We start from the raw sequence: 26,033 nt of genomic DNA on the forward strand, positions 1-26,033 counted from the left end.
ATTCCTGTTGAATGCCAAGGAGTCCTGATGGCTCATCTGTTACTGTTTCTGACCGTGCTGTTCTGGTCCGGTAACTTTATTCTGGCCCGGGCAATTCATCTGGATATCCCCCCTATTACCCTGGCCTTCAGCCGCTGGTTACTGGCTCTGTTACTGATTTTGCCCTGGTTATTGCCACGTCTGATCCGGCAGTGGTCCACTATTCGCCAGCATGCAAAATCACTCTGCTTTTTCGGCATCGTCGGGGTCGCAGGGTTTAACACTCAGGTTTATCTTGGCTTGCAGAACACCACCGCCAGTAATGCCGTGTTGCTGCAATCCATGGTACCCATCCTGATTGTACTGATCAGCGCCGTACTGCTGGGTGAAAAGGGCCACCCCAGGCAGTGGCTGGGTATTCTGTTGTCGTTTATGGGCGTCACTGTTCTGATCAGCCAAGGCCAAATGGCCAGCCTGGCCGATCTGCACTTTAACCCCGGAGATCTCTGGATACTGGGCGCTGTAACCGTCTGGGCGATCTACTCTATCGGCCTGCGCTGGAAACCTAAAGACTTAGACGGTTTCACCTTTTTTGGCGCTACCGTGGTGATCGCCGTCGTGTTTCTACTGCCGTTCACTCTGTGGGAGCTACAGGATCATCCCACCGCAAACTGGCCCCCATCGGTATGGGGCAGCATTGCCTATATGGCCGTGTTCCCCTCGATTCTCTCCTATCTGTTCTGGAATAAAGGCGTCGAACTGCTCGGAGCCGCCAAATCCGGTTTATATATCCATCTGATGCCAGTACTGGGGATCAGCCTGTCGATACTGCTGCTGGATGAAAAACTCTACCACTTCCATCTGTGGGGCACTTTGCTGATTTTCAGCGGTCTCTATCTGGCGGTTATCTCCAGTCAGAGCAAGTCACTTCGCTCTGGACGCTAAGCCGTAGGATTTCAACCTGCTTACCGATATACTTTCCAGATCAACAGGATAGGGACATAACAATGCTGCAAAAACTACAGACACTGAGTCACCATGCGGGTTACTGGCTGCTGCTGATCGTGCTCTGTGTAGCCATGGAAGGTGTTGCACTCTACTATCAATATGGACTGGACTATGGCCCCTGCGTGCTCTGCATCCATATTCGTATCTGGATCGCGGCTCTGTTACTGATCTCTGTAGTCGGCCTGTTTTTAAGACATTGCCCAGTCGCACAACGGATTCTGCATCCGTTAACTGCGCTTGTGGCTCTGGGCTTGGCCGAACGTTCCTACCAGACACTTGGCGTGGAGCGGGGCTGGATAGAAGGCAGTTGCAGCTTCGACACCGGCCTGCCCGCCTGGTTTGCCCTGGACAAGTGGTGGCCTCAGGTGTTTGAACCCTGGGAGACCTGTGGTTATACCCCTGAGCTACTGTTCGGCATCACCATGGCTGAAGCCCTGATGGCTTTCTCAGTGGTCTTGATGATCATCAGCCTGACACTGAGCGCAGTACAGTTTCGCTGCAACAAACTGTCACAGTAAAACCGCGACACTTGTACTCTTTTTGCAACAATAGCGCGACATAATGTCCATTATTGGCTTATTTATAAACAAGCTGTTGCAAAACTTTACATAATCACGGATTGAGGCAATACCTGTAACAGGTAAAATAAACTGTTCTATTCCATCAATCGGAATGGTCATCTTATACCTGTTCATACCACCTGCCCTCTAACAGCAAGGATTTTGCTATGAAACATCTGCCGCTCTCTTCTATGCGCCCCGCAATGGCTGCATTAATCCTAAGTGTCGTACCCGTTATATCACTGCCTGTATGGGCACAGGGTCTGCCGGCAGAAGTGGTTCATGTCAAAAAACAGCCACTGGAGCGTCAGATTCGGTCAGTGGGTAACCTGCGTGCCAATGAAGCCATCCTGTTGCGCCCGGAACAGAGCGGACGTATTGAAAAAGTACTGTTTTCAGAAGGTGAGCCGGTTAAACAGGGTACCGCTCTGTTCCAGCTCGATACCGCGCTATATGAAGCAGAATATCGCGAAGCGGCCGCCCGTGTTGCACTCAGTAAAACCGATTATGAACGCGCCAGCAGCCTGCTGAAAAAAGGTGTTGGCTCGGTACAGCAACGTGACAGCTCACTGGCCCAACTGCGGGTCGATGAAGCCCAACTGGCGCTGGCCAAAACCCGTCTTGACAAAATGTCTGTTCAGGCTCCGTTTGACGGTATTGCCGGTCTGCGTCTGGTCAGTCCCGGCGATTATGTCAACGTCGGGCAGGATCTGGTGCAACTGACCGACAACAGCACCATGAAAGTCGATTTTAAGGTCGCTGAAATCTTTCTCGCCGAGCTGCAACCGGATGCGCCGATTGAAGTTGAGGTTGACGCTCTGCCAGGCCGTATTCTGGCCGGCAAAATCTATGCAGTCGCGCCTGCTGCCGATGCCAGTGCTCATAACATTGAAGTACGCGCCACGCTCCCAAATAAAGATGGCATTCTGCGGCCCGGCCTGTTTGCGCAGATCTCTATTCTGGTCGAGAAAACCGACAGTCTGACCATTCCCGAGCAGGCCATTGTACCGCAGGGCAAAGCCTTTTTTGTGATGCGGGTAGTTGGCGAAGAACACAAAATCGAGATGGTGCCTGTCGAACTGGGACAGCGCCGTCCGGGCATTGTGGAGATCAAATCCGGCCTGAATGAGGGCGACATTATCGTTACGGCCGGTCAGCTTAAACTGCAGCCGGGTATGCCGATCACACCGATTTTTGTTGATGGCAGCCAGACCGAAGCTAAACCCCAGCCCGCCGCTGAGGAGAAATAAACATGGTTCTGTCTGAAATCAGCATCAAGCGCCCGGTACTGGCAACGGTGATGAGCCTGCTGGTGCTGCTGCTTGGCATTATCGGTTACGACCGGCTCACCGTGCGCGAATACCCCAAAATTGACCTGCCGGTGGTTACGGTAGAAACCACCTACCCGGGTGCCAGTGCGTCAATTATAGAAACACAGGTTACGCAGGTAATCGAAGACTCCCTGTCCGGCATTGAAGGCATCGACTTCATGACTTCGATCAGCCGTTCAGAGCAGTCTCAGATCTCCATCACCTTCAAAATTGAACGTGATCCGGATTCGGCCGCCGCCGATGTGCGTGACCGCGTCAGCCGTGTACAGGGCCAGTTGCCGGACGATGCGGACGTACCCGTGGTGGCCAAGACGGAAGCGGATGCCCAGCCGATTATCTGGCTGGCCTTCTCATCTGATCGCCACAGCACCATGGAGGTCACCGAAATTGCCGACCAGCGGGTGAAAGATCAGCTGCAGACCGCCACGGGTGTGGCCAACGTACTGATCTTTGGTGAACGTAAATACGCCATGCGTATCTGGCTGAATCCAGCCCGGATGGCAGCTTACAACGTGATCCCCGGTGATATTGAAGCGGCACTGAAAAACCAGAACGTCGAGATTCCAGCGGGCCGTATTGAGTCCAAAGAGCGTGAATTCAGCCTGCTGGCGAAAACCGATGTCAACGACATCGAGGCCTTCAAAAAGATCATCATCCGTAATCAGGATGGCTACCCGGTCCGGATTGAAGACGTTGCCCGGGTCGAAATTGCGCCTGAAAGTGAGCGCAAGCTGACCCGTTATAAAGGCACCACCGCGGTTGCCCTGGGGGTTGTCAAACAATCCACGGCCAACCCGCTGGAGGTTTCCTCCAGCATCCGTGAAAAGCTGGATCGGGTTATTCCGACCCTGCCGGAAGGGGTGATTGTAGAGGTTGCCTATGATTCATCGATCTTTATCGATGAGTCGATCAAATCGGTCTACCGTACCCTGATTGAAGCCGGTGTACTGGTGGTGCTGGTGCTGTTTTTCTTCCTGCGCAACGTGCGCGCCACCCTGATACCGGTGCTGACGATTCCGCTGTCGCTGGTCGGTGCATTTTTTATGATGTATCTGATGAATTTCAGCGTGAACACCCTCACCCTGCTGGCGCTGGTACTGGCGATAGGTCTGGTGGTGGATGATGCGATCATCATGCTGGAAAACATCTATCGCCACGTTGAAGAGGGCCAGAATCCAATTCAGGCCGCCTTCAAAGGTGCCAAGGAGATCGGCTTTGCAGTATTAGCCACCACTGCAGTACTGGTGGCGGTGTTTGTACCGCTCTCCTTTGCCGAAGGCCGCACCGGAAAACTGTTTACCGAGTTTGCCCTGACCCTGGCTGGCGCTGTGGTCGTCTCGGCGTTTGTCGCCCTGAGCCTTTCGCCAATGATGTGCTCACGCCTGCTGAAACATGAAAAACGCCACAGCTGGATCTTCAACGTAATTGAGCGTTTCCTGCATGGCGTGACTGACGGTTATAAATCCCTGCTGGGTAAACTCCTCAGCTCACGGATGCTGGCGCTGGGTCTGATGGCTGTCAGCCTGGTGGGTGGCACCTATTTTTATACCCAGCTGCCGCAGGAGCTGGCACCCTATGAAGACAGGGGCACCATCCTTAACTTCGCGCTAGCACCGGATGGTTCATCGGTAGACTTTATCGACCGCTATACCCGCCAGATAGAGGGCATTGTCAGCCAGACACCGGAAACTGACCGTTACTTTGCGGTAGTGGGTTTCCCGTCTGAAACCAATGCGCTGGTGTTTCAGGGACTGGATCGCTGGGAAGAGCGTACCCGCAAACAGCAGGATATCTCCGCCGAGCAGACACCTAAACTGTACGGCGGCATTCCTGGCATCATGAGTTTTTCGCTTAACCTGCCATCGCTGGGGCAGAGTTTTATCTCCCGACCGGTGGAGTTTATCGTCAAGTCCAACGGCACCTACGATGATCTCAAGCGGATCTCGGATGAACTGATGCAGCGCATCCTGCAAAATCCGGGTTTTCAGCAGCCGGACACTGATCTGAAACTCAACAAACCCGAGCTGCAGATTGAGGTTAAACGCGACAAGCTGTCCGATATGGGCATCGATGTCGCGGAACTGGGTCGCACCGTTGAATCCTATATGGCCGGCCGTGAAGTGACGCGCTTCAAACGGGCAGGCGAGCAATATGAAGTTATCGTCAAGGTTGAAGAGAATCAGCGTCGCGACCCCAGCGATCTGACCGACATCTACGTCCGTAATGATCAGGGCAACATGGTGCAGCTCTCCAACCTGGTCAGCCTGAATGAAACCGTCGCCCCAAGGGAACTGAACCACTTTGATAAAGTGAAAGCTGTGAAATTTCAGACTCAGCTGGCCCCGGATTACAGCCTGGATCAGGCACTGAACTTCCTGGAAACCAATCTGGCAGAGATTGCGCCACAGGCCAGCTTTGACTACAGCGGCAACTCCCGTGAGTTCAAGCAATCCAGCAACAGTATGCAGGTCACCTTTGGCCTGGCACTGGTGGTGGTGTTTCTGGTACTGGCGGCGCAGTTCGAGAGTTTCCGTAACCCGATGATCATCATGCTGTCCGTGCCACCGGCAATTTTTGGTGCACTGATCGCTTTGCATTTCAGTGGCAGCAGCCTGAACGTGTACAGCCAGATTGGTCTGGTGACACTGGTAGGTCTGATCACCAAACACGGCATTCTGATTGTGGAGTTTGCCAACCAGCTGCAGGATCAGGGCCGCGCTATCCGCGAAGCGGTGATGGAAGCCGCCGTGTTGCGTCTGCGTCCGATTCTGATGACCACCGGCGCCACCGTACTCGGTGCCCTGCCTCTGGCTCTGGCCTACGGTGCCGGTGCCGAGTCCCGTCACCAGATTGGCTGGGTTATTGTAGGCGGCATGATGTTTGGAACCCTGATCACGTTGTTTGTGATCCCCACCGTTTACAGTTACCTTGGTAAACGTTCGCTGCTTAATATCGAACCCGAAAAGGATTAAGGAATACTGAATTATGAAATCACCGTTGATGACATATGCCCTTGTATTGCTGGCCGGTCACAGTGGAACGTCGCTGGCGGGCGATCTGGCGGATATTTACCAGCAGGCGCTGAGAAATGATCCGCAGTTAAAGTCTGCTGAAGCCAACTATCGGGCCGGCAGTGAAGCCCTGCCGCAGGCACGTGCCGGATTGCTGCCACAGGCCAGCCTGACGGCCGACACCCGTAAAATTGATACGGACACCACCGAATATAACAACCACGGTTACACGGTATCCCTGACCCAGCCGGTATTTGATGCCTCTTCCTGGTTTACCTTCAAGCAGGGCCAGATCCTGACAGAGCAGGCCCTGACGCAGTTTGAACTGGCGCAGCAGAGTCTGATCCAGAGAACCGTCGAAGCCTATCTGGGTGTACTCAATGCCGACAGTCAGCTGGAAACAGCATTGGCGCAGGAGCGCGCCATTAAACGCCGTCTGGATCAGGTCAACGCTCAGTTTGAAGTCGGTCTGATCGCCAGCACCGATGTTCAGGAAGCCCAGGCGACCTATGATAATGCACTGGTCACCCGTATTTCAGCTCAGGGCGATCTGGATAACAGCTATGAAGCACTGGAACGACTCAGCGGTGAAAGCTATCAGCGGGTTGCATCCCTGAGCCCCGATTACCCGATTGCGGCACCGGTACCCGCAGCACCTGAGGAATGGCTGGAAAAAGCCTGGCAGGGTAACCTGTCACTGAAAATTGCCCGCTATGGCAGTGAATCGGCCCGCCGTGCCGCTCAGGCCGCTCGTTCTGACCATTTGCCGGTATTAAGCCTGACCGCCGGTCATGACTACGACAGTGGCAATCTGAGCTTTGATGATCAAAGCAAAACCGACTCCATCGGCCTGACCCTGAGTGTACCGCTCTATTCCGGGGGTGCCACCGAGTCACGTAGCCGTCAGTTGCAGTACAGCCTGCAGCAGGCGCAGTTTGATGAAGAGGACGCACTGCGCAATGTCACCCAGACTACCCGCAGCCTGCTGCGTAACCTGAATACCAATGCCCTGCGGGTTGATGCACTGAAACAGAGTATCCGTTCCAGCGAACTGGCGCTGAAAGCGACTGAAGAAGGCTACCGGGTGGGTACACGTAACGTAGTGGATGTGCTGCAAGCGGAACAGCAGCTTTATTCTGCCAAGCGTGACTATGCTTCAGCACGGTTTGAATTTGTCTCCAACCTGATCAGCTTCAAACTGCAGTTGGGCACCCTTTCACCCGAAGATATCAACACCCTGGATGGCTGGCTGGAAAGCCCGACTCAGTGAATGATCGGCGGGTCCTCCGGCTCGTCCGGAGGAATGATATGCCCGCTGCTGTCCAGATCGAACACACCGTGTTCGGCCCCCAGCTCCAGCATCTGCTGGAGCAGCATCCGGGTCAGATGAGCACTGATGATCAACCCGGCTGGCGGATCACCCTCAAACAGGTCTTCATCGATCAGATCGTCTTTTCTTAATCCCAGTAACAACGGGTTTTCTGCCACCAGCGGCGCAATATCATCCGGCGCAAATACCGAATGATTTGAGGAGATATCCAGCGCGGTCTGATAGGCATTGCGCACATGTTGCTCGATGGCATCCAGAAATTCAGCCTCGGCCGCTGCAAAAATATGAGACAGTTCGCTGCTGCCCCGCAGCAGGTTGCGTTTTGCAGTTTCTGAAGTGCTGTAATCGACACTGATGGGGTACTGGCTGTTCTGCTGCAGTTCCTCTTCATCGACCAGAATCTGGCCCTGATCATCCACATCCACCCAGTCACGCTCTGCCGCCACCGCCAGCAGCCCTTCCAGCGCCGCTGCAAGAATATTGCTGCAGATAATAATGCCTACTGAGGGGTTCTCATTTTCCTGCTGGTTCATGATCAGATCACCGGCCCGGGCGGCCAGCAAAGAGGGGTCCTGCTCAATGATTTCGGCCAGCAGGTCACCGTCAAGGAACAAGCGTTCGTGACAGAGGCGCTCCGCCGTCAGGTAGGGTTCGATAAAACCATTTGTCCGCATCCGCTCGATGTATTCAATGCGAATCTCTTCAAGCAGGGTGGTGAGTAATCCACTCATCGGCGGTCCTTCCAGTCACTGAGAAATAAGACACTACAAGAGCTCATCAGGTAGCTTACAGATCAGTTGCTACCACAATGGTTGAATTTACCGTGCGGCGCAAGCCTAAAGCCCCGATGAACAGGAAAATCCGGCGTGCAAAATCAGTGCAGAACGATACCCAGCGGCTTGACCTGATGTTTTTTACGGTCAAATTCCCGGCGCAGACGTCGCAGTGGTATCAAACCGTAATCTTCAGGTTCTGTGGGCAGATCGAACCACTCCAGCGCTGAGATACGGGTCATCAACTCATATTCACCGATCAGCGCATCCAGGAAGATCATCACAGCCTCAACGCGGGGGTCCATTTCCAGCACTTCCGGCGCATCTTCCAGATAGATTTCCAGACGCAGGGCATCGCCCATCTCAACCAGCCGACACCAGAAATCCCGGATGCGGCAGACTTCATCGCCCATGTTGACCTGAAGCGGGATCGGGTCATAACGATGATTAAACGCCTTGAAGCGGATGCCCGAGACCTCGGGTGCAGCACCAATCAGGCTTAGCACGGAGGGGATTGATTCCGGGAAACCGTCACAACCAAAGATCATATCCACCCGATCATCGGTATCCTCATCGTGTTCGAAGTGGAACGTCAGGTTGTCATCGATCTGCTTCAGCGAATCCCGGTACTCCTTGAGCAGGGTTTCAGCATCAAAGCGGTCATCGTTACGGCTGGAAAGCAGCAGGTCTATGGTTTCCTGCAGCTGCTCCCAGAATGTAGCAATCTGTTTATGGTAATTCATTCAGTGTCCGAGTGATCAGGTGCGTGGAACAACCACACCGGTTTGCCCCTGATACTTGCCGCTGCGGTCCGCATAGGAGGTTTCACACACCTCATCGCCACCAAAGAACAGCATCTGCGCCACCCCTTCATTGGCGTAAATCTTCGCCGGCAGAGGTGTGGTGTTGGAAAATTCGAGGGTCACGTGCCCTTCCCACTCAGGCTCCAGTGGAGTCACGTTCACAATTATGCCACAGCGGGCGTAGGTGCTTTTACCCAGACAGATCGTCAGCACGTCACGCGGGATACGGAAGTACTCCACTGTACGCGCCAGTGCAAAGGAGTTGGGCGGAATAATACAGACATCCGATTCAACATCCACAAAGCTGCCATCATCGAAGTTTTTCGGGTCAACAATGGAAGAGTTGATGTTGGTAAAGATTTTGAACTCATTCGCGCAGCGCACATCATAGCCATAGCTGGAGGTACCGTAGGAGATGATCGGCGCGCCATCGACCCGGCGGACCTGATTCGGCTCAAACGGAGAGATCATATGTTTCTCTTCCGCCATACGACGGATCCAGCTATCGGCTTTAATTCCCATGGAGGTTGTAGTCCGCTGTCGATTAAAAATAATCGGCTATTGTACCTCTTAGCGGTGGTATGAAAAAGGGCCACCCTCCTTTAACCACGTTTTATATCATGCTGCTTCAAGCTATCACGCAATTGACAGGAGGACCGTAAACCATGGCACTCACACCGTCTAATATGATCGATCTGGGCAGCCCTGCGGCACCCTTCAGCCTGCCGGACCCACGCACCGGTAAACAGGTAGACCTCAATGAGCTGAACCCGGCAAAAGGCCTGCTGGTGATGTTCATCTGCAACCATTGCCCCTTTGTGAAACATATCGAAGCCGGGCTGATACAACTGGGAGAGGACTTCCGGGATAGCGGCATCCGCATCATTGCCATCAGCAGCAATGATGCCATCGCGCATCCGGCAGATGGTCCCGGAGAAATGGCACTCAAAAACTACCCTTTCCCCTACCTCTATGACGAGACTCAGTCCGTCGCCAAAGCCTATGGTGCCGCCTGCACACCGGATTTTTTCCTGTTTGATGCAGCGCTCAAACTGGTTTATCGGGGCCAGTTTGATGACTCTCGTCCCTCAAATGGACTGCCTGTCACCGGTGCTGACCTGCGCGCAGCCATGGACCTGCTGCTGACCGGCGGTGCGCCTCTGGCCGAACAGAAACCGAGCATTGGCTGCAATATCAAATGGCGTGCTTGATCGCCGCAAACCGTCCGGTACAAGTCATTTAACTCACGCCAAAGTCAGGTACACTATCGCCCCATGATCCTGGCTACAGACAGGGCGGCCGTCGTTTACTCATCCAGCGCCGCCTTTTCTGCGTAGATATGTCGAGTTTTTTCAGAGAGACGGATATGCAGTATCAAAATCAAGCCGCTTTCAGCCATCAGCAAGATGATAAAGTCGGGGTGTTAATCACCAATCTGGGTACCCCTGATGCACCGGATACCCCCTCCCTGCGGCGTTATCTCAAACAATTCCTGTCTGATCCTCGCGTGGTAGAGGTTCCCCGTGTGCTCTGGTGGCTGATCCTGAATGGCGTCATCCTGCGCATTCGCCCCAAACGGTCGGCTCATGCTTACCAGCAGGTCTGGACCGAAGACGGTTCACCCTTATTGCTGCATACCCGGGCGCAGGCAGAAAAGCTGGAGCGCACCCTGAAAGAGCAGTGGGGCAACAATCTGGTGGTCGACTATGCCATGCGCTACGGCAACCCTTCCATCACATCGGTGGTGGACCGGATGCTGAATGAAGGCGTACGCAAACTGCTGGTTTTACCGCTCTATCCCCAGTATTCAGCCTCAACCACTGCATCCACCTTTGATGCGCTGGCAGCCGACTTTACTCAGCGCCGCTGGATGCCTGAACTGCGTTTTATCACCAGTTACATGGATAACGATGCCTATCTTGAGGCCATGACCGCCTCCATAGAGGAACACTGGCGGGAGCATGGCCGGGCCGAAAAACTGATCTTTTCCTACCACGGTGTGCCGCTGCGTTACCTGCACAATGGCGACCCCTATCATTGCCAGTGTCTGAAAACCACGCGTTTACTGGCCGAGCGACTTGGCCTGCAGACGGATCAGTATCTGACCACTTTTCAGTCCCGATTTGGGCGTGAGCCATGGCTGCAGCCCTACACCGATGAAACCCTGAAGGCCCTGCCCTCTCAGGGCGTGAAGTCGGTGCAGGTGGTGTGTCCCGGTTTTTCGGCAGACTGTCTGGAAACCATTGAAGAGATCGGTATCGAAAACCGGGGCTATTTTATGGACGCCGGTGGCGAACGCTATGAGTACATCCCGGCCCTGAATGATCAACCAGTGCATATCGATGCGCTGAGCCGGATTATCAACCAGCACCTGTCCGGCTGGGAGATTCCTCAGACTGACATCGAAGCGCGTCAGCAGCGTTTCAGCGCCTGCCCGCATAACCGGAAGGCTTAATTCAACAACGCCAGCAAAGGCGCGGGTCAAGCGAGGGAACGCATGAAAAAACTGATTTGGATTTTGCTGCTGGGCGCAGTTCTGGTGGGTTATCTCAAGCAGGGCCACTCCCTGCTGCCCGCCAGCCCGGTTGCAACCACCGGCCAGCAGGATGAGCCATTCGAACGGGCCTTTCGTGAACAGATCAGTAACCTGCAACTGAGAGGCGAAGGCCGTGTCACCCGGCTCTTGCCCGACGATACCGATGGCAGCCGCCATCAGAAATTTATCCTGCAGTTAACCTCAGGCCAGACGCTACTGGTTTCACACAATATTGATCTGGCACCGCGTATCCCGGATCTGAGTCCGGGCGACACTGTCGAGTTTTATGGCGAGTACGAATGGAATGCCAAAGGCGGCGTGATCCACTGGACCCATCATGATCCGGGCAATCGCCACCCGGATGGCTGGTTAAAACACCGGGGCACGCTATACCAGTAGCTGATAATCTCACCGGATCGGGCTGATTTACCTCACTGCGACTTTAGGTTAATGTTAACAACTACTGTGTAAAGTTTGAGCTCCAATTCAAGACATATTATCAATTCGCACTGGACAGGGAGGCACGCGTGAATACGGATTTTCAGTCAGATGAGCAGGCCTCATCTAACTCTCTTCTCTGGCTCGCTCTGCTTATTGTGATTGCCAACCTGATTGCCGGCTACCTGTTTCCGGAATACCCGATGGGGTTTGTGTTTATCAGCCTGATCTTTGTATTTGCCATCGCTCTGAACCTGAACCTGCTCCGACGTCACAACGCTGATGATGCAAGCGTCGAATTTTCTGATCGGGGCCTGTTCCGGCTTAAAGTTGAACTGACCACTTACTGCACAGTGCTGGCCATCCTTTGGTTCAGTTATTTTCTGACCCTGCCTGATTAAGATGCGCATCACTCCCAAGCTGTTGCAAAAGGCCGTCGATCAGCAGATTCTCAGCGCCGGTCAGGCAGAACAGCTACGCCTGTTTCTTGAACATGAACAACCCGGACCACACTTCGATTTCACCCACGTACTTTATTACCTGGGTGGATTGCTGGCGATCAGCGCCATGACTCTGTTTATGACGCTGGGCTGGGAAACGTTTGGCGGCTGGGGCATCTTGACCCTGTCGTTGATCTATGCCGCTGCAGGTATTGCGTTGCTGCACCGGTTTCGGAATCGGGGTTATGCGATTCCGGCAGCGCTGTGCGGCGCTTTTGTTGTCGCCCTGACACCACTAGCCGTCTATGGACTGCAGCAGGGGCTGGGGCTCTGGCCTGACGATGACAGCCCGTACCGTGATTATCACCGCTGGATCCGCTGGCACTGGCTCTATATGGAACTGGCAACACTGGCCGTAGGCGCCATCATGCTCTGGCGCTATCGCTATCCCTTTATGATCCTGCCGGTGGCTGTCACTTTGTGGTATCTGACCATGGATCTGGCAGTCATGCTGACCGGGGGAGATTATGACTGGGAGCTGCGTAAGCTGGTCTCACTGTATACCGGCCTGCTGATGATCGGACTGGCCGTGTGGGTAGATATCCGTTCGCGCTTCAGCGGAGATTATGCCTTCTGGCTCTATCTGTTTGGCGTGATTGCATTCTGGGGTGGTCTCAGCCTGCAGCATTCCGACAGCGAGCTGGCCAAGCTGGGTTATTTCAGCATTAACCTGCTGATGATTGGCGTTGGCGTTGTGTTAATGCGCCGGGTATTCGTGGTATTCGGCGTATTGGGCAGTTTAGGTTATCTTGGATATCTGGCGGCCCATGTCTTCAAAGACAGCTGGTTATTCCCTATTTCACTGACGCTGATCGGATTGCTGGTGATCTATCTGGGGATTCTCTGGCAAAAACATGAACACCATCTCAGCCAGCGCTTGCGTAACAGACTGCCTCAGGCTCTGCGTGAACTGCTTGAAAACCGGCATGGGTAAAATCCTCGCTGACTCATACATACATCTGACGGAAACAGGAGAGAAACATGGAATGGTATCTTGAGGTATTAAGAAAATATGCCGTATTTTCAGGGCGCGCCCGGCGCAAGGAATACTGGATGTTCATCCTGATCAATATGCTGATTGCGCTGGCACTGGGCGTGATAGAGGGTATTCTGGGCGGTGGTGGTTTACTGGGAGGGCTCTACAGTTTGGCAATACTGATTCCCAGCTTGGCAGTTGCGGTTCGACGGTTACATGATACCGGTCGCAGCGGCTGGTGGATTCTGATCTGTCTGATTCCACTGCTGGGCGCTATTGTGTTACTGATTTTCATGCTGATCGACAGCGATCCGGGAGCCAACGAGTTTGGTCAGAATCCCAAAACATTGGGCGGTTTAATAACCTGACTCCGTTCCTTTCATCAGACGATCTCTTCACAGACGGTGCAACGTCAGCTGATTCAGTTTGAGCCGCTGTTCGCTAAGTAAAAAACGCACCAGAATATGGTAGATATCGATATCAAAATCCGCAGCTTGCGGCGCTTCCATCAATTGTTCCAACGCATCTTGATCAGTGGCACAGCCCTGATAGCGCCACTGGTCAATGCGATGATAACAACGCTGCTCACCCCGCCCCTCCTCTACCAGAATCGGGCCTGACCAGGGCCAGACTTTGAGCCGATAGCTCGACAAAGCCTGTTCAATACGTGTGTTGTAATCGTATATCGCATCCTGCTCACAACAGGCTCCGGAGCAGCGTTTCAACTGATAGGCAAAGCAGGCTCTGCCCGTCACAGGCTCCAACCCATTCAGCTGGGGGCAGAGCCGATGTTCGCCGACCAGCTGCTCCAGTTTTGCCCGGGCCTGACGTCGACTACGAAAGAGACCATAGCCACTGTCAAAATCCGCTGACGCCAACTCTGTCAGAGCCACAATGCTCAGTTGCGTATAGGCATTTTCCGTGCGGATTTGCCGCAACACGTAGCAGGTACGATTACGGCGTAACTGACGATTTAACAATGGCGACTCGGTTTTGATCGTCTGCGCTTCCAGTAATTGGGCACTGAAATCCCCCGCTGTGACCTGATAATCGACGTGTCGTATACGCTGGCTGATTTTCATCGCCTTGGGTTGTTGATGATCCGCCTGAAAATGACTCATCACCCGTTGCCGTATATTCACCGACTTGCCCACATAAAGCAGCTGGTCGCCTTCTCCATAGAAGCGATATATGCCCGGCTGTGTCGGTAACGAGGTTTTGAGCCTCAGGGGTAACTGACTGGGCCAGCTGCACTGTTTCAGCAATAGGTCACAGGCCGCCTGCAACTCGGCAGCATCAAACTGATCGGTATAACTGTTCAATAACCACAGTAATGCTTCACAGTCATCCTCAGCACGATGGCGGTTGTTTACCGGAATCTGCAACCGACGGATGATCGCTTCCAGTGAATGACTGCGTAACTGGGGTAGCAGGTATTGATCGAGCTTAACCGTACAGAGGGTTTTCGCCTGATAACTGATGCCAGCCCGATTAAAAGACTGGCGTAAAAAGCTGTAATCGAAACGGGCATTGTGCGCAACCAGGACCCGGTCTTTGAGCAGGGCATGCACAAAGCTGGCGACAGACTCAAAATCCGGTGCCTCGGCCACCATCTCATCAGAAATACCGGTCAGACGGACAATGCTAGGCGGGATCGCTTTGCCCGGATTAAACAGACTCTGCCAGCGGTAACTGACTTGCCCATGATCCAGCAGAATGATCGCCAGTTCTGTGATCGCCTCAGACTGGGCTTTGCCGCCGGTGGTCTCACAATCCACCAGCGCCAGCCTGTCAGGCCAGACCTCCGGCAGATTGATTGACATCTTCTGCATGAACGATGCTCAGTTAAAGTCCCACATCAAGGGACAGGTTGTATTTAAAGTCGTTATGTTTCGCATCCTGCGCCACCTCTGACTCATACTCGTTGATCATACCCAGTTTCAGCGCCACGCCTTTATACAGGTCAGACAGCTTCCAGGCCCAGTCGAAACGGGTGATATTGCGATACTCCCCGGTTTCTTCAAGGCTGGGGTACAGCGTATTGCTCACTGACACTGACTGGAACTCACTGATCCGCCAGCCTGCTTCAGCGCCGATCAGCAGTTCAGGACTGAAGCCCTCCTCTTCGCCACCCCAGGTTTGGGTACCACCAATACCCAGACGGCCACTGGTGGTTAGCTGGTCCGTATTGATAAAGTCATAACCGGCACCAATGTGCCCCCCCAGTCGGTAATCCCAGGCCTCAAATTTATCCCAGTCGATCCGCTCCCGGTGGAACCAGAACCACTGAGAACCCGGTAGCAGGTAGTCATTATCCAGCTCCATCACCAGATCATTCTCAGTCTGCTCACCATCTTCCTGTTTAAGATCGTAGTTCAGGCTGAACTGCTTACGCTTATCTTCACTGGCCCGGCCGAGATTAAGCCCCACGTGTAGGTTATGATTTTCAGAGTTGCCGGTTGCACCGTTCAGACCCACGGCGAGACTGCGTTTCCAGCCTGCCAGAAAACCACTCCCCAACAGGCCATTATCAGCCGATTTTTGGGCCGCACTCTGCGCCTCAACAACCGGATCAGCCTGCGCAACAGCAGTCACGGGCACAAGTTGGTCACGGGGAATGGTCATGACACCCAGCGTAGGATGCTTAAACTCGATATGGGTTTCTGATTCGCTGATTAACTCACCATTCAGACTGTCGCCATTTTTCAGGGTGATGGTGTCAGCCCAGCAGGCAGAAGACAAAACAGTGGAGGCGATAACAACGTTAACGATTTGAGTGTAATTCATAGGTCCAATAAAAAACTGAATGGTAAAAACGTATAGAAGCTTTGTAACGCAGCCATAAGGGCTGATGAGAAAGAACAGATATGCCTGTCAGTCAGGCAACACAACTACCCTACCCCATCTGGGATACGGTTTACAGGACAGATCCGATCAGAGAACTAAAGACTTTGGCTGAGATGCGCTTAAAGATCTTGAAACATCAGTGGGTCTTCAGCCCAGTTTTTAAGTTAAAAACCGGGCTGAATTAAGTGATCAGTCCTCTTCAACCAGTATCAGGGGCATCTCATCCGCAGACTGATTCAGTCCGGCCAGTGTGACTGCCAGCTTGAGCGCAACCTCACGGTAGATTCTGGCATAGGTACTGTCTGCATCCGCTGCTACCGTGGGCAGACCGGAATCGGCCTGTTCCCGGATAGTCAGGGCCAGCGGAAGCTGCCCCAGCAGCTGTGTTTCATACTCAGTGGCAATCCGATCTCCACCGCCGCTGCCAAAAATGGTTTCGGCGTGGCCACAGTTGCTGCAGACATGCACACTCATGTTTTCCACCACACCCAGCACCGGAATATCCACTTTACGGAACATTTCGATCCCTTTTTTGGCATCCAGCAGGGCGATGTCCTGCGGCGTGGTAACAATCACGGCGCCCGATACCGGCACTTTCTGCGACAAGGTCAGCTGGACATCACCGGTACCCGGTGGCATGTCGATAAAAAGGTAATCCAGATCCTGCCAGAAGGTCTGTGTCAGCAACTGCTGTAACGCACCACTGACCATCGGCCCACGCCAGACCATGGGTGTATTTTCATCAATCAGGTAAGCCATCGACATGGACTGCAAACCCAGTGCTTCAACCGGCAGAAAATGTTTTTCGTCGTGCGTGTCGGGTTTGGTACCAGCCGGTACACCCAGCATTTTGCCCTGACTCGGACCATAGATATCGGCGTCCAGAATACCCACCCGGGCGCCCTCTGCGGCCATCGCCAGTGCCAGGTTCACAGCGGTGGTGGATTTGCCTACCCCACCCTTGCCTGAGGCCACGGCAATAATGTTTTTGACCCCCTGCATCGCCGGTAACTGATGCTGTCCGTGTCCGGCGCTGATCTCCTGTTCAATCAAAACTTCAGCACTGTCTGCACCTTCAAGGCCCAAAAGCGCTGTTTCCAATTCGGTCTTAAGCTGATCCACCACAGAACGGCAGGGATAAGGCAAGGCGATCTCAACCCGGATATTACCACCCGATTCCTGAGCAAGTCTGACCACACCGGCACTGGCAAGAGGCTGCTGGAGCATAGGTTCAGGAAAGCTGGCAAGAAGAGAATCAATCTGATGCTGAAGAGTAGACACGGGGTAATCACCTTAAAAACATAATTTCCGGGACAGTTATCTGTCCCAGAGAACATCTTACGCAACCTGCGTTGGGGAATGAAGTGTCCCGGGCCTGAACCTGTACTGCAGCAGGTCAGACCGGGCTAATTATCGTTTGCCAGCCAGGCCTCCAACCAACGTTCGGCCTGCTCTGGCCTGCTGTAAAGGAACCCTTGTTGCACAAGTCCACTGTACCGGCTCAGTAAATCCGCATGGCGTTCAGTTTCAACACCTTCAGCGACCACACGCAGATTCAGCAATGAGGCGATGTTATAAACCAGCTCAACCAGTTGTGCATCGTTAATATCATCCGGCGCATCCAGCACAAAGGCTTTATCCAGTTTAACCTCGGAGATAGGCAATTTTTTCAGATAGGAAAGCGAAGAGTAACCGGTGCCAAAATCATCTATCGAAAAGCTGACGCCACTCTCTTTGAGTGCTTCCATTTTTGCAATCCCCCGGTCTACATCGCTGATCATCGAGCTTTCCGTCAGCTCGAAGGTCAGACACTTGGCCGCATCGGGATGATCGGTCAGCAGAGCCTTTATATCTTCGACAAAGTGGGACTGGTTGAAATGCAACGTACTGATGTTGACCGAGACCTGTAGGGTTTTGCCCTGTGCCAGAATCCCATCCAGCAGCAACAGCACGCGTTTAAGCATCCAGCGATCCAGATCAACAATCAGGAATGAGCTTTCCGCCAGAGGAATAAAATGATCCGGCGGCACCAGCCCGCGTTCCGGGTGCAGCCAGCGTACCAGGCTTTCAACACCGACCACATTGCCAGCATGATCCACCTGACTCTGGAAATAGACCTGCATCTGGTCCTGATCAATGGCAACCGCCAGCTCCCGTTCAAGGTCAAAATTGTACTGACTGACGGTGCCCATATTGTCATCGTAATAGATATACCCTTCGTGCTCACGCTGACTGGCGCTTTGCTGGGCAATCACCGCCTGCTGAATAATCGCGGGGGCAGCGAGGGCATGGTGCAGCTGGAACACGTTAATTCCGGAGATACAGCTGAAGGTGACCCCGCCACTGTCCTGTGGCTCGAGTGAACCCTCCATCATCCGCTGCAGCGCTTTGCAGAACTGTTCAGCCGCACGTATGGCGGCTTTACGCTCTGCATAGGAACCCAGTAACACCACAAACTCATCACTGGCGCCTGACATCCGCGACAGGGTTTCCGCATCCGTGGTGATGGATTCAACCCGGTTGGCAAACTCTTTGATAAACTGATCCAGCTTCAGCAAACCATGGAACTGGCTGAGCCGTTTGTAGTTGTCGATGCTGATCACAACCACCGCACTGAACAGCCCCTGAGAATGAGGGTTAGTCAGCAGGGTTTCCAGCCGGTTCTGCAGCAGTTTCTGGTTAGGCAGACCGGTCAGGGGGTCATACCAGGTCAGAAAGTGAATCTGATTTTCCTGTGCCTTGATGGAGCTGATATCACTGAACACCATCAGGTAATGGGTGACTTCGCCATCCTCATTTTTGATGCTCGATACCGTGCGCATTTCGGGATAACTTTCACCGTTTTTGCGCCGACTGTAGAGTTCACCATGCCAGTGCCCTTCATGGGACAGCGCACTCTCCACTTCCTGCATAAAACTGATGCCACTGAAACCTGAATGCAGCAAATCCGGGCTATGGCCTAAGGTTTCTGCCTCGCTGTAACCCGTGATGCGGGTAAACGCTTTATTGACTGCACAGATCTTGTATTCGGTATCGGTGATCACAATCCCTTCAGACGCTTCCAAAAAGACATGTGACAACAGATTCTTTTCCGACAGGGCCTCTTCCAGCGCCTTGTTCTGCTCCGTCACCACCTCACGCACACTTTCCAGCTCACGGATTTTCTCGCGTAGATAGCGACTAAGGTGTTCAAGCCGGGTGATCAGGTGCGAGTTTTCAAGGTGCACCCTCAAACGGGCTTTGGTGACTGGAATCTGGATTGGTTTATAGATGTAATCGATGGCGCCCAGATTAAAACCGGACTCTTCAGACACCGGATCGGTCATTGCCGTGATAAAGATCACCGGTACCAGCGCCATCTCCGGACGCTGCTTGATACGACGGCAGAGTTCAAAGCCATCCATACCCGGCATCATCACATCCAGCAGAATCAGATCCGGGCGGATCTCATCCAGCAGCTTCAGCGCATTCTCACCACTGGTGGCAATGCGAATGTCGTAATCCTCTTTCAGCGCTTCAACCAGCAGACGCAGGTTGACAGGCTCATCATCCACCAACAAAACGGTCGCCTGTGGCGCACCCGCTTCACGTGCTGGCATATTCGAAATCAGGTCAGTCAAAAGATTCTCCCGGCTATAGCAGTCGGTTACTGGGCATACAGCATCGTGCAGTATAGATCAGTGCTTCAAATCGCCACTGATCCCAATTTAATATCAACGTGTTACACGCTGTCTTCTTGAGCAACCAAGGCTTCGAAATATTCTCTGGCTTTTACAAAATCGAACTGTTCCAGGGCGAGGTAAAAACGCGTCAACTGGACAGGGTCGGCCGGTTGCGGCAATTGCTGCAACACGGATTTAACCCGTTCAAGCGGGATATAACGCTGTTTCAGCAGACCTTCATGGATCTCCTCAAGTGCCTGCTGCAAAGCCATATCATCCAGCAGTTCACCGGATTCCTCCCTGACCTGTTCAGGCGTGGAAACTGCAGCAATATCCTCTATAAAACGCCGCAACAAGCGACATGTGGTTTCAGGTGCGGGTTCAGAGCCCGAATCCGCCTGCTGTTGCAATGACTTGGCCACGGCAGCCAGTTCGAAGGCTGCCGCATTAGATGCCGCACCTTTGAGTTTATGAGCAAGCTCTGAAACCTTAGCCCAGTCGCGGGCTTCAAGCGCTGCCTGTACCTCGGTTTCCCATCCGGAAAACTCAGCAACAAAGGCCTGCAGACAGTCATAAAATAGTTGTGGGCGTAATAAAAAATGTTCCGGCAGATCTTCCAGTTCCATCCCACGCGGTAACTGATCTGCCGAAAGCTGCAGCCCTGATCCCGGCGCAACTGCAGCCGTTAAGCTCGTTGCTGCGTCGGTTTTAGCCGGTATCTGTTCTACCAGTTTCTCGGCCAGCTCCAGAATGTTCACTGGTTTGGCAATATGGGCATTCATGCCCGCATCCAACGCTTTTTGTACATCCTGTTCAAAGGCAGCAGCGGTCATTGCAATAATCGGTAATTGGTAGCCTTGCTCAAGCTGACGAATCGAAAGACTGGCCGCCAGTCCGTTCATCACCGGCATATGGAAGTCCATCAGCACCGCATCGAAGGTTTCCTGTTTCACCCTCTCAACCGCCTCTGCGCCGTTTTCGACCACCACCGCTTTCATCCCCAGTTTTTCCAGGAAATCCACCGCAATCAACTGGTTGGTCAGGACATCTTCGGCCACCAGAATGCGGCTGCCTTTTATCGGCCTGGAGATGGAGACCGCCCGATCCAGATCGCTGACACCGGTAGCTAGAAGACTGCCAGAGCGTTTGTTACTGATCGCATCAAACAGGCGGGATGGGGTTAAGGGTTTACACAACGCAATCGGTTTGAACTTTTCCAGGATCGCCGTTGGAATTACGTAGGTAGGATCATCCACCAGCAACAGAATGTTGGACATAAACGCCGGACTGGTGCTGTTCTCCCAGAATTCACAGACCTGTTGAAGTTCGGCCACAATGCCCGCCTGGCTCAAATCCGCGATCAGCAGTTCACAATCCTTCAGTTCTCCGGCACTGGCGGCCTGTTGAGCAACTTCGAACTGATCGAAGATACGCAGATGTTTACGCCAGGCAGTGAAATATTCGCCGATCATCTCCCGGGTGTGCTGATCACTACTGGAGAGCAGCACGGTATGATATTGGATCGCCCGATCTGAATACTGTTTGGCACCGGGCTGCAGTGGCAGATCAATTTCAAAGGAAAACTCAGAACCCACATCCAGCTCACTGCGGATTTCAAGCTGCGAATCCATCAGATGCAGGATGCCGTTAACAATGCTCAGCCCCAAACCGGTACCCCCATACTGACGGGTCGTGGACATATCGGCCTGAGTAAAGGGCTGGGTAATTTTTTCAATCTGTTCCGGCAATAAACCGATGCCGCTGTCCTGCACCGTGAAACGCAACCGGCATAACTTGCTATTGGCGTTAACGGTTGCCACTTTAACCTTCACGCTTCCCCGTGAGGTGAACTTGATCGCATTACTGACCAGGTTATTCAACACCTGACCCAGACGCATCGAATCACCCGTTAACTGACAGTAAACATTAGGTTTTACATCCATCAGCAGATCGATGCTCTTAACCGCTGCCACCACGTTGAACAGGTCTACCGTGCCATGCAGCACCTCATCCAGTTCAAACGGCACAGCATGCAGGGTCATTTTGCCCGCTTCGAGTTTGGAAAAATCCAGTATATCGTTCAGGATATCAAGCAATGAACGTGCAGCCGTATGGGCCGACTGCAGGCAGTGTTGCTGGCGCGAATCCAACTGGGTGTCCTGCATCAGGGTCAGCATACCCAGCACTGCATTCATCGGCGTGCGGATCTCATGGCTCATATTGGCAAGGAACTGGCTTTTCGCCTGCGCGGCGTATTCTGCATCCTCTTTTGCCCGCAGCAGCTCCTGCTCTGCTTTTTTACGGTGGGTGATATCGTTATTGAGGCCAATCATCCGGATAATATGATCGTCTCCATCGCGCAACATCGCCGCTGCAGCTTCAATATAACGAACCTGACCGTTGGGTCTGACAATTCTGAATTCCGATGTCCAGTCCCGCTCTTCATCAACAGCTTTTTGCAACTGTTGCTCAGCCCGCTGGCGATCTTCAGGATGCAGGTGATCGCTCCAGTCCGTATATTCACCGCGAAATTCATTCCGGGTCATACCATAGATGGACAACATGGCGTCATCCCAGATCAGCTCACCCGACACCACATCCCAGTCCCAGACCCCAAAGCTCATGGACTGGGTTGCCAGCGTCATACGCTTCTCTGATTGCTGCAAAGCCAGCAGCATTTTTTTCTGTTCGGTCACATCACGGATACTGATCACGCTGAACGCACCGGTATCAATGTCGGCATATCCAAGCTCCACCGATACATCCCGTTCTGAGCCATCCGCCAGCAGTGCGATCACACGGCGATCAGGTGCCATAGAACGGCGCCCCGGATCTTTGAAAAACATATTCCGCTGACCTACATGATCCGCTCTGAAACGTTCAGGTATCAGGCTTTCAATCCGCATGCCCAGCAGCGCATCGCCATAACCAAAATAGTCAATGGCGGTTTTATTGGCTTTTATAATGGTACCGCTGGTATCCACCGCCAACACGGAATCCGGCGTGGTTTGCAACAGGGTATCAGTCTCTTTGCGGGCGATTTCAAGACGCTCATTGCTGCGGGCAACGCGCAACAGGTTTTTAACAAAAAACAGACTGACCAGGATGATCGGGAATAATATCAGAGCACCGAAGACCAGCTGCCGCTTGATGTTGTTCAGCTGTTTCTCTGAGGCCGCACGGACCCGGTCATGCCGGTCATTAAACATCTGCAGCAGGGCACTACGCGCAGCAATTGCCGGCCGGTCGTCAATTTTGACCCGGGCATCCAGTTCAGCAGTGGTCATGCCCTGGTCTACCAGTCGCTGCATCAGCCGGTAATTCTCGATGTACTGATTAATGGTGTAGGCAAAGGTATCGAGCGCCGCCTTCTCTGCATCACCCTCAATCAGATTCCGCAGCCGAGCCTCAGCTGCTTTGATTTCTGGGACATAGGCTTCAATACGTTCGAAGTAGCGACGGTCCTGACGCAAGACGAGATTTTTAAAATCGTGGATAAGGGCGCCGTAGCCGATCAGCTCAATATAATCAGCATAAGCTTCGTAAGTATGCTGCATACGGATATCATTAATCCGCCACTGCCGGTCAAACTCAGTATAGTTTTGGTATGCAAAGATCCCCCACAACACCGCTGAGACCAACATCGCTACCACCGCCAGGGTGATCACGCCAACATTTAACTTTTGTTGCCTGTACATACATGGCCCTTTGGCATACCTGTCGAATCAGTCTAGACATTACCATAGAGCTTTTCCAGAACTAACAACTACCTGAAATATGGCGATTTTATGTCTATTCAGGAATTCAATCGGCCACTAAACTCATTTCTGCATGGCGGGGCATTGAGGTAGGTTTTCAATTCGGATGCTGGCACCGGACGACTGTAGAAAAACCCCTGTACAAGGTCACAACCCAGCCGTTGCAGCAACTGTTCCTGTAACTCGGTTTCTACCCCTTCTGCCAGTACTTTAATGCCCAGGGCTCGGGCCATGACCACGGTCGCATTGACCAGCGCACAGTCACCGCTGTCTTCCGTCATATCCTGAATAAAACTGCGGTCAATTTTCAGCAGATCAAAGGGGTAGTTACGCAGGTAACTCAGAGAGGAGTAACCTACGCCAAAATCATCCAGCGCCAGACTGATGCCTTTCTGGTGCAGGGTATTCAGCACACTCAGGGTCAGTTTATCCGCGGTCATCAATACCCCTTCGGTGATTTCCAGCTCCAGTCGCCGGGGATCAATATGGCATAACTGCAATGCATCCTGAATAAACTCCACCAGGTGCTCATCGCGGAACTGACGTGGTGACAGGTTGATCGCCAGGCGGAAGTCTGCGGCAGCGGTCAGCCAGTCCTGCAAACTGCTCAAGCTTTCCTTAATAACAAAACGACCCAGCGCCACTATCTGACCGGTCTGCTCTGCCACACTGATAAATTCATCAGGTCGCACCGGACCAAGCAACGGTGAATCCCAGCGCAGTAACGCTTCAACGCCCTGTACCTGAGTCGTTTTCAGGTTGATCTGAGGCTGGAAAACGACATAAATTTCGCCACGTTCGATGGCCCCGCCCAACAGTTCCTCAATCTGCAACCGCCGCGCCACCTCAAGATTCATACGCGATTCAAAGAACGCAAATCGGTCTCGTCCCTTTTCCTTGGCAACATACATGGCTGAGTCTGCGTTTTTAAGCAGTTCGCTGGGTGTCTGTCCGTCATCCGGATAGAGTGCTACCCCAACACTGGCGGTAAGGCTAATAGCGCGCCCATCCAGATTAAAAGGTTCCTGAAAACCCTGCAGGATATGTGACGCAATAACCGGTACTCCATCTGCGCTGTTCATGCGGTTAGCCAGCACAATAAATTCATCACCACCCAGACGACCCACGGTATCGCCAGCCCGCACCGCCGCTCGGAGTCGGCTAGCCGCTTCACGCAGGGCCTTATCACCTACATCATGCCCCATGGAGTCGTTGATCTTTTTAAAGTCATCCATATCCAGAAACAGTACGGCAATCTGCTCCTGAGTACGTTCTCCCTCTTTAATCATCTGCTGCAGACGATCCAGCACCAGCATCCGGTTGGGCAATCCAGTCAGCTCATCATAATGCGCCTGAAACCAGAGTCGGTCCTCCTGCCGTTTGCGCAACGTGATATCTTCCATCACCGCCAGGTAATGTGTCAGGGTGCCGTCATCATCCTGGACCGGTGAGACAATCAGATACTCCCAGACCACTGCTCCTTCCCGGCTCTGACTACTAATCTCACCTGACCAGGATTGACCCGCTGAGACCGCGTCCTGAATGGGTTCTGCAATATCGCCATTGTCGTCAAACATAAACGCCGGGGTGTCCCCCAGAATCAGCTCCGGATCGTAGCCTGACTGGCGAGTGTATGCAGAGTTCACATAGGTCACCCGACAGTTGCTGTCCATTAGAATCACCGCCACCGGACTCTGTTCCAGTGCCTCTTTGAGCAGTCTGACCTCCTGCTCATTCTGACGCCTGAGGGTAATATCCCGGCCCACACCTAACACGCCTATCAGCTTACCTTTACTGTCGACCATCGGAGTTTTAATGGTTTCAACCAGCTCAGTGTGGCCATCATCGACGTAGGTCAGTTCCTCTTCATTGGCACAGGGCCCGCCGGCTGCCATGGCTGCCAGATCGTTGGCGCGAAAAAAATCACTCAGCTCAGAATCGACAAAGTCATAATCCGTGCGACCGACAATTTGATGCTCCTGAGCACCAAAAAACCGCTCAAACTTGCGGTTACAGCTGAGGTAGACACCCTCTTTATCCTTGAGCCAGACCAGATCCGGCAGGGTATCCACCAACGTGCGCAGGTGTGATTCTTTTTCCCGCAATATTTTGGCGTAACGGTTAACCAGCGCAAAAATCAGCACGGCGGAGATCAGGACAAACAGCAGCCCTTTGATGGTCTGAATATAGGAGAGCAGGCTCACATCTCTGACGATATATTCCAGCGCCGAATCTGACGCCACAATCCAGGAGACCGCAAACACAAAATAAAAAAACGCCACCTTGGCCGCCACGTTTAACTCTGCAGTGAAAAAAACAGCGCGGGGCTGGTGTAGCGCTTTATTCTTGTTATCCATTAAATAACTCTGAGAACGTGAGACCGGGTATATCTGAGTTTAGACCCGTGGGCATAGTTTAAACCTTAACCAGTATGCAATTTTCAAACACTGCGCCAAATCAATACAGAACCAGTATCAAACGCTCGTTTATCAAAACAAATAAAACCGGGCCTTACGGTCCG

20 protein-coding genes are annotated in these 26,033 nt (G+C 53.1%); 11 read left to right on the plus strand and 9 right to left on the minus strand.

The window, feature by feature from the left end:
* Window positions 1-27: 27 nt before the first annotated feature.
* The 5 genes from P2G53_RS03325 (at window position 28) to P2G53_RS03345 (ending at window position 7,159) form a co-directional block, all read left to right on the plus strand.
* Window positions 28-924, plus strand: a complete 897-nt coding sequence (locus tag P2G53_RS03325; RefSeq protein WP_275813711.1) for a DMT family transporter — start codon at window positions 28-30, stop codon at window positions 922-924.
* Between the two features lie 62 nt (window positions 925-986).
* Window positions 987-1,505 (plus strand): disulfide bond formation protein B, encoded by a 519-nt coding sequence (locus P2G53_RS03330; protein ID WP_275813714.1) that lies wholly within the window; start codon window positions 987-989, stop codon window positions 1,503-1,505.
* Window positions 1,506-1,714: 209 nt separating this feature from the next.
* Window positions 1,715-2,797 carry an efflux RND transporter periplasmic adaptor subunit gene (locus P2G53_RS03335; RefSeq protein ID WP_275813717.1) on the plus strand — a complete coding sequence of 361 codons (1,083 nt, stop codon included), beginning with the start codon at window positions 1,715-1,717 and terminating at the stop codon, window positions 2,795-2,797.
* Window positions 2,798-2,799: 2 nt separating this feature from the next.
* Window positions 2,800-5,850 carry an efflux RND transporter permease subunit gene (locus P2G53_RS03340; RefSeq protein ID WP_275813720.1) on the plus strand — a complete coding sequence of 1,017 codons (3,051 nt, stop codon included), beginning with the start codon at window positions 2,800-2,802 and terminating at the stop codon, window positions 5,848-5,850.
* Window positions 5,851-5,863: 13 nt separating this feature from the next.
* A complete protein-coding gene (locus tag P2G53_RS03345; protein WP_275813723.1) occupies window positions 5,864-7,159 on the plus strand; it encodes a TolC family outer membrane protein in 1,296 nt (431 codons plus the stop codon).
* Here the strand turns inward: P2G53_RS03345 and P2G53_RS03350 are convergent.
* The 3 genes from P2G53_RS03350 to dcd all read right to left on the minus strand — a co-directional run bounded on the left by P2G53_RS03350 (window position 7,153) and on the right by dcd (window position 9,317).
* On the minus strand, window positions 7,153-7,950 hold the full coding sequence (locus P2G53_RS03350; RefSeq protein ID WP_275813725.1) for a hypothetical protein: 798 nt from the start codon (window positions 7,948-7,950) through the stop codon (window positions 7,153-7,155). The genes P2G53_RS03345 and P2G53_RS03350 overlap by 7 nt on opposite strands.
* Window positions 7,951-8,093: 143 nt before the next feature.
* On the minus strand, window positions 8,094-8,735 hold the full coding sequence (locus P2G53_RS03355; RefSeq protein ID WP_275813728.1) for a hypothetical protein: 642 nt from the start codon (window positions 8,733-8,735) through the stop codon (window positions 8,094-8,096).
* 15 nt (window positions 8,736-8,750) lie between these two features.
* Entirely contained in the window at window positions 8,751-9,317 is a 567-nt protein-coding gene (gene dcd / locus P2G53_RS03360) for a dCTP deaminase (protein ID WP_275813731.1), read from the minus strand.
* 143 nt (window positions 9,318-9,460) lie between these two features.
* Between dcd and P2G53_RS03365 the strand changes: the two genes are divergently transcribed.
* The 6 genes from P2G53_RS03365 (at window position 9,461) to P2G53_RS03390 (ending at window position 13,613) form a co-directional block, all read left to right on the plus strand.
* Entirely contained in the window at window positions 9,461-10,006 is a 546-nt protein-coding gene (locus P2G53_RS03365; protein ID WP_275813734.1) for a thioredoxin family protein, read from the plus strand.
* A 155-nt stretch (window positions 10,007-10,161) separates the two neighbouring features.
* A complete protein-coding gene (hemH, locus tag P2G53_RS03370) occupies window positions 10,162-11,250 on the plus strand; it encodes a ferrochelatase (protein ID WP_275813738.1) in 1,089 nt (362 codons plus the stop codon).
* A gap of 42 nt (window positions 11,251-11,292) precedes the next feature.
* Window positions 11,293-11,730, plus strand: coding sequence for a DUF3465 domain-containing protein (locus P2G53_RS03375; RefSeq protein ID WP_275813741.1), 438 nt, complete (start codon window positions 11,293-11,295; stop codon window positions 11,728-11,730).
* A 128-nt stretch (window positions 11,731-11,858) separates the two neighbouring features.
* A complete protein-coding gene (locus P2G53_RS03380) occupies window positions 11,859-12,170 on the plus strand; it encodes a hypothetical protein (RefSeq protein ID WP_275813744.1) in 312 nt (103 codons plus the stop codon).
* Between the two features lies 1 nt (window position 12,171).
* The gene (locus P2G53_RS03385) at window positions 12,172-13,203 is read left to right on the plus strand and encodes a DUF2157 domain-containing protein (protein WP_275813747.1); all 1,032 of its coding nucleotides are present in this window, start codon (window positions 12,172-12,174) and stop codon (window positions 13,201-13,203) included.
* A 47-nt stretch (window positions 13,204-13,250) separates the two neighbouring features.
* Window positions 13,251-13,613: a DUF805 domain-containing protein gene (locus tag P2G53_RS03390; RefSeq protein WP_275813751.1), complete on the plus strand. Its 363-nt coding sequence runs from the start codon at window positions 13,251-13,253 to the stop codon at window positions 13,611-13,613.
* A gap of 27 nt (window positions 13,614-13,640) precedes the next feature.
* On the opposite strand, the gene P2G53_RS03395 is transcribed toward P2G53_RS03390, so the two are convergent.
* From P2G53_RS03395 to P2G53_RS03420, 6 genes are all read right to left on the minus strand, one after another.
* Window positions 13,641-15,077 (minus strand): exonuclease domain-containing protein, encoded by a 1,437-nt coding sequence (locus P2G53_RS03395; RefSeq protein ID WP_275813754.1) that lies wholly within the window; start codon window positions 15,075-15,077, stop codon window positions 13,641-13,643.
* A gap of 13 nt (window positions 15,078-15,090) precedes the next feature.
* Window positions 15,091-16,032 carry a DUF481 domain-containing protein gene (locus P2G53_RS03400; RefSeq protein WP_275813757.1) on the minus strand — a complete coding sequence of 314 codons (942 nt, stop codon included), beginning with the start codon at window positions 16,030-16,032 and terminating at the stop codon, window positions 15,091-15,093.
* A 249-nt stretch (window positions 16,033-16,281) separates the two neighbouring features.
* The gene (gene apbC / locus P2G53_RS03405; RefSeq protein WP_275813760.1) at window positions 16,282-17,373 is read right to left on the minus strand and encodes an iron-sulfur cluster carrier protein ApbC; all 1,092 of its coding nucleotides are present in this window, start codon (window positions 17,371-17,373) and stop codon (window positions 16,282-16,284) included.
* 125 nt (window positions 17,374-17,498) lie between these two features.
* On the minus strand, window positions 17,499-19,712 hold the full coding sequence (locus tag P2G53_RS03410) for an EAL domain-containing protein (protein WP_275813763.1): 2,214 nt from the start codon (window positions 19,710-19,712) through the stop codon (window positions 17,499-17,501).
* Between the two features lie 101 nt (window positions 19,713-19,813).
* Window positions 19,814-23,452 carry an ATP-binding protein gene (locus P2G53_RS03415; RefSeq protein WP_275813766.1) on the minus strand — a complete coding sequence of 1,213 codons (3,639 nt, stop codon included), beginning with the start codon at window positions 23,450-23,452 and terminating at the stop codon, window positions 19,814-19,816.
* Window positions 23,453-23,550: 98 nt separating this feature from the next.
* A complete protein-coding gene (locus P2G53_RS03420; RefSeq protein WP_275813769.1) occupies window positions 23,551-25,869 on the minus strand; it encodes an EAL domain-containing protein in 2,319 nt (772 codons plus the stop codon).
* Window positions 25,870-26,033 lie beyond the last annotated feature (164 nt).

It is taken from the genome of Neptuniibacter sp. CAU 1671 (assembly GCF_029222905.1).
Lineage (GTDB): Bacteria > Pseudomonadota > Gammaproteobacteria > Pseudomonadales > Balneatricaceae > Neptuniibacter.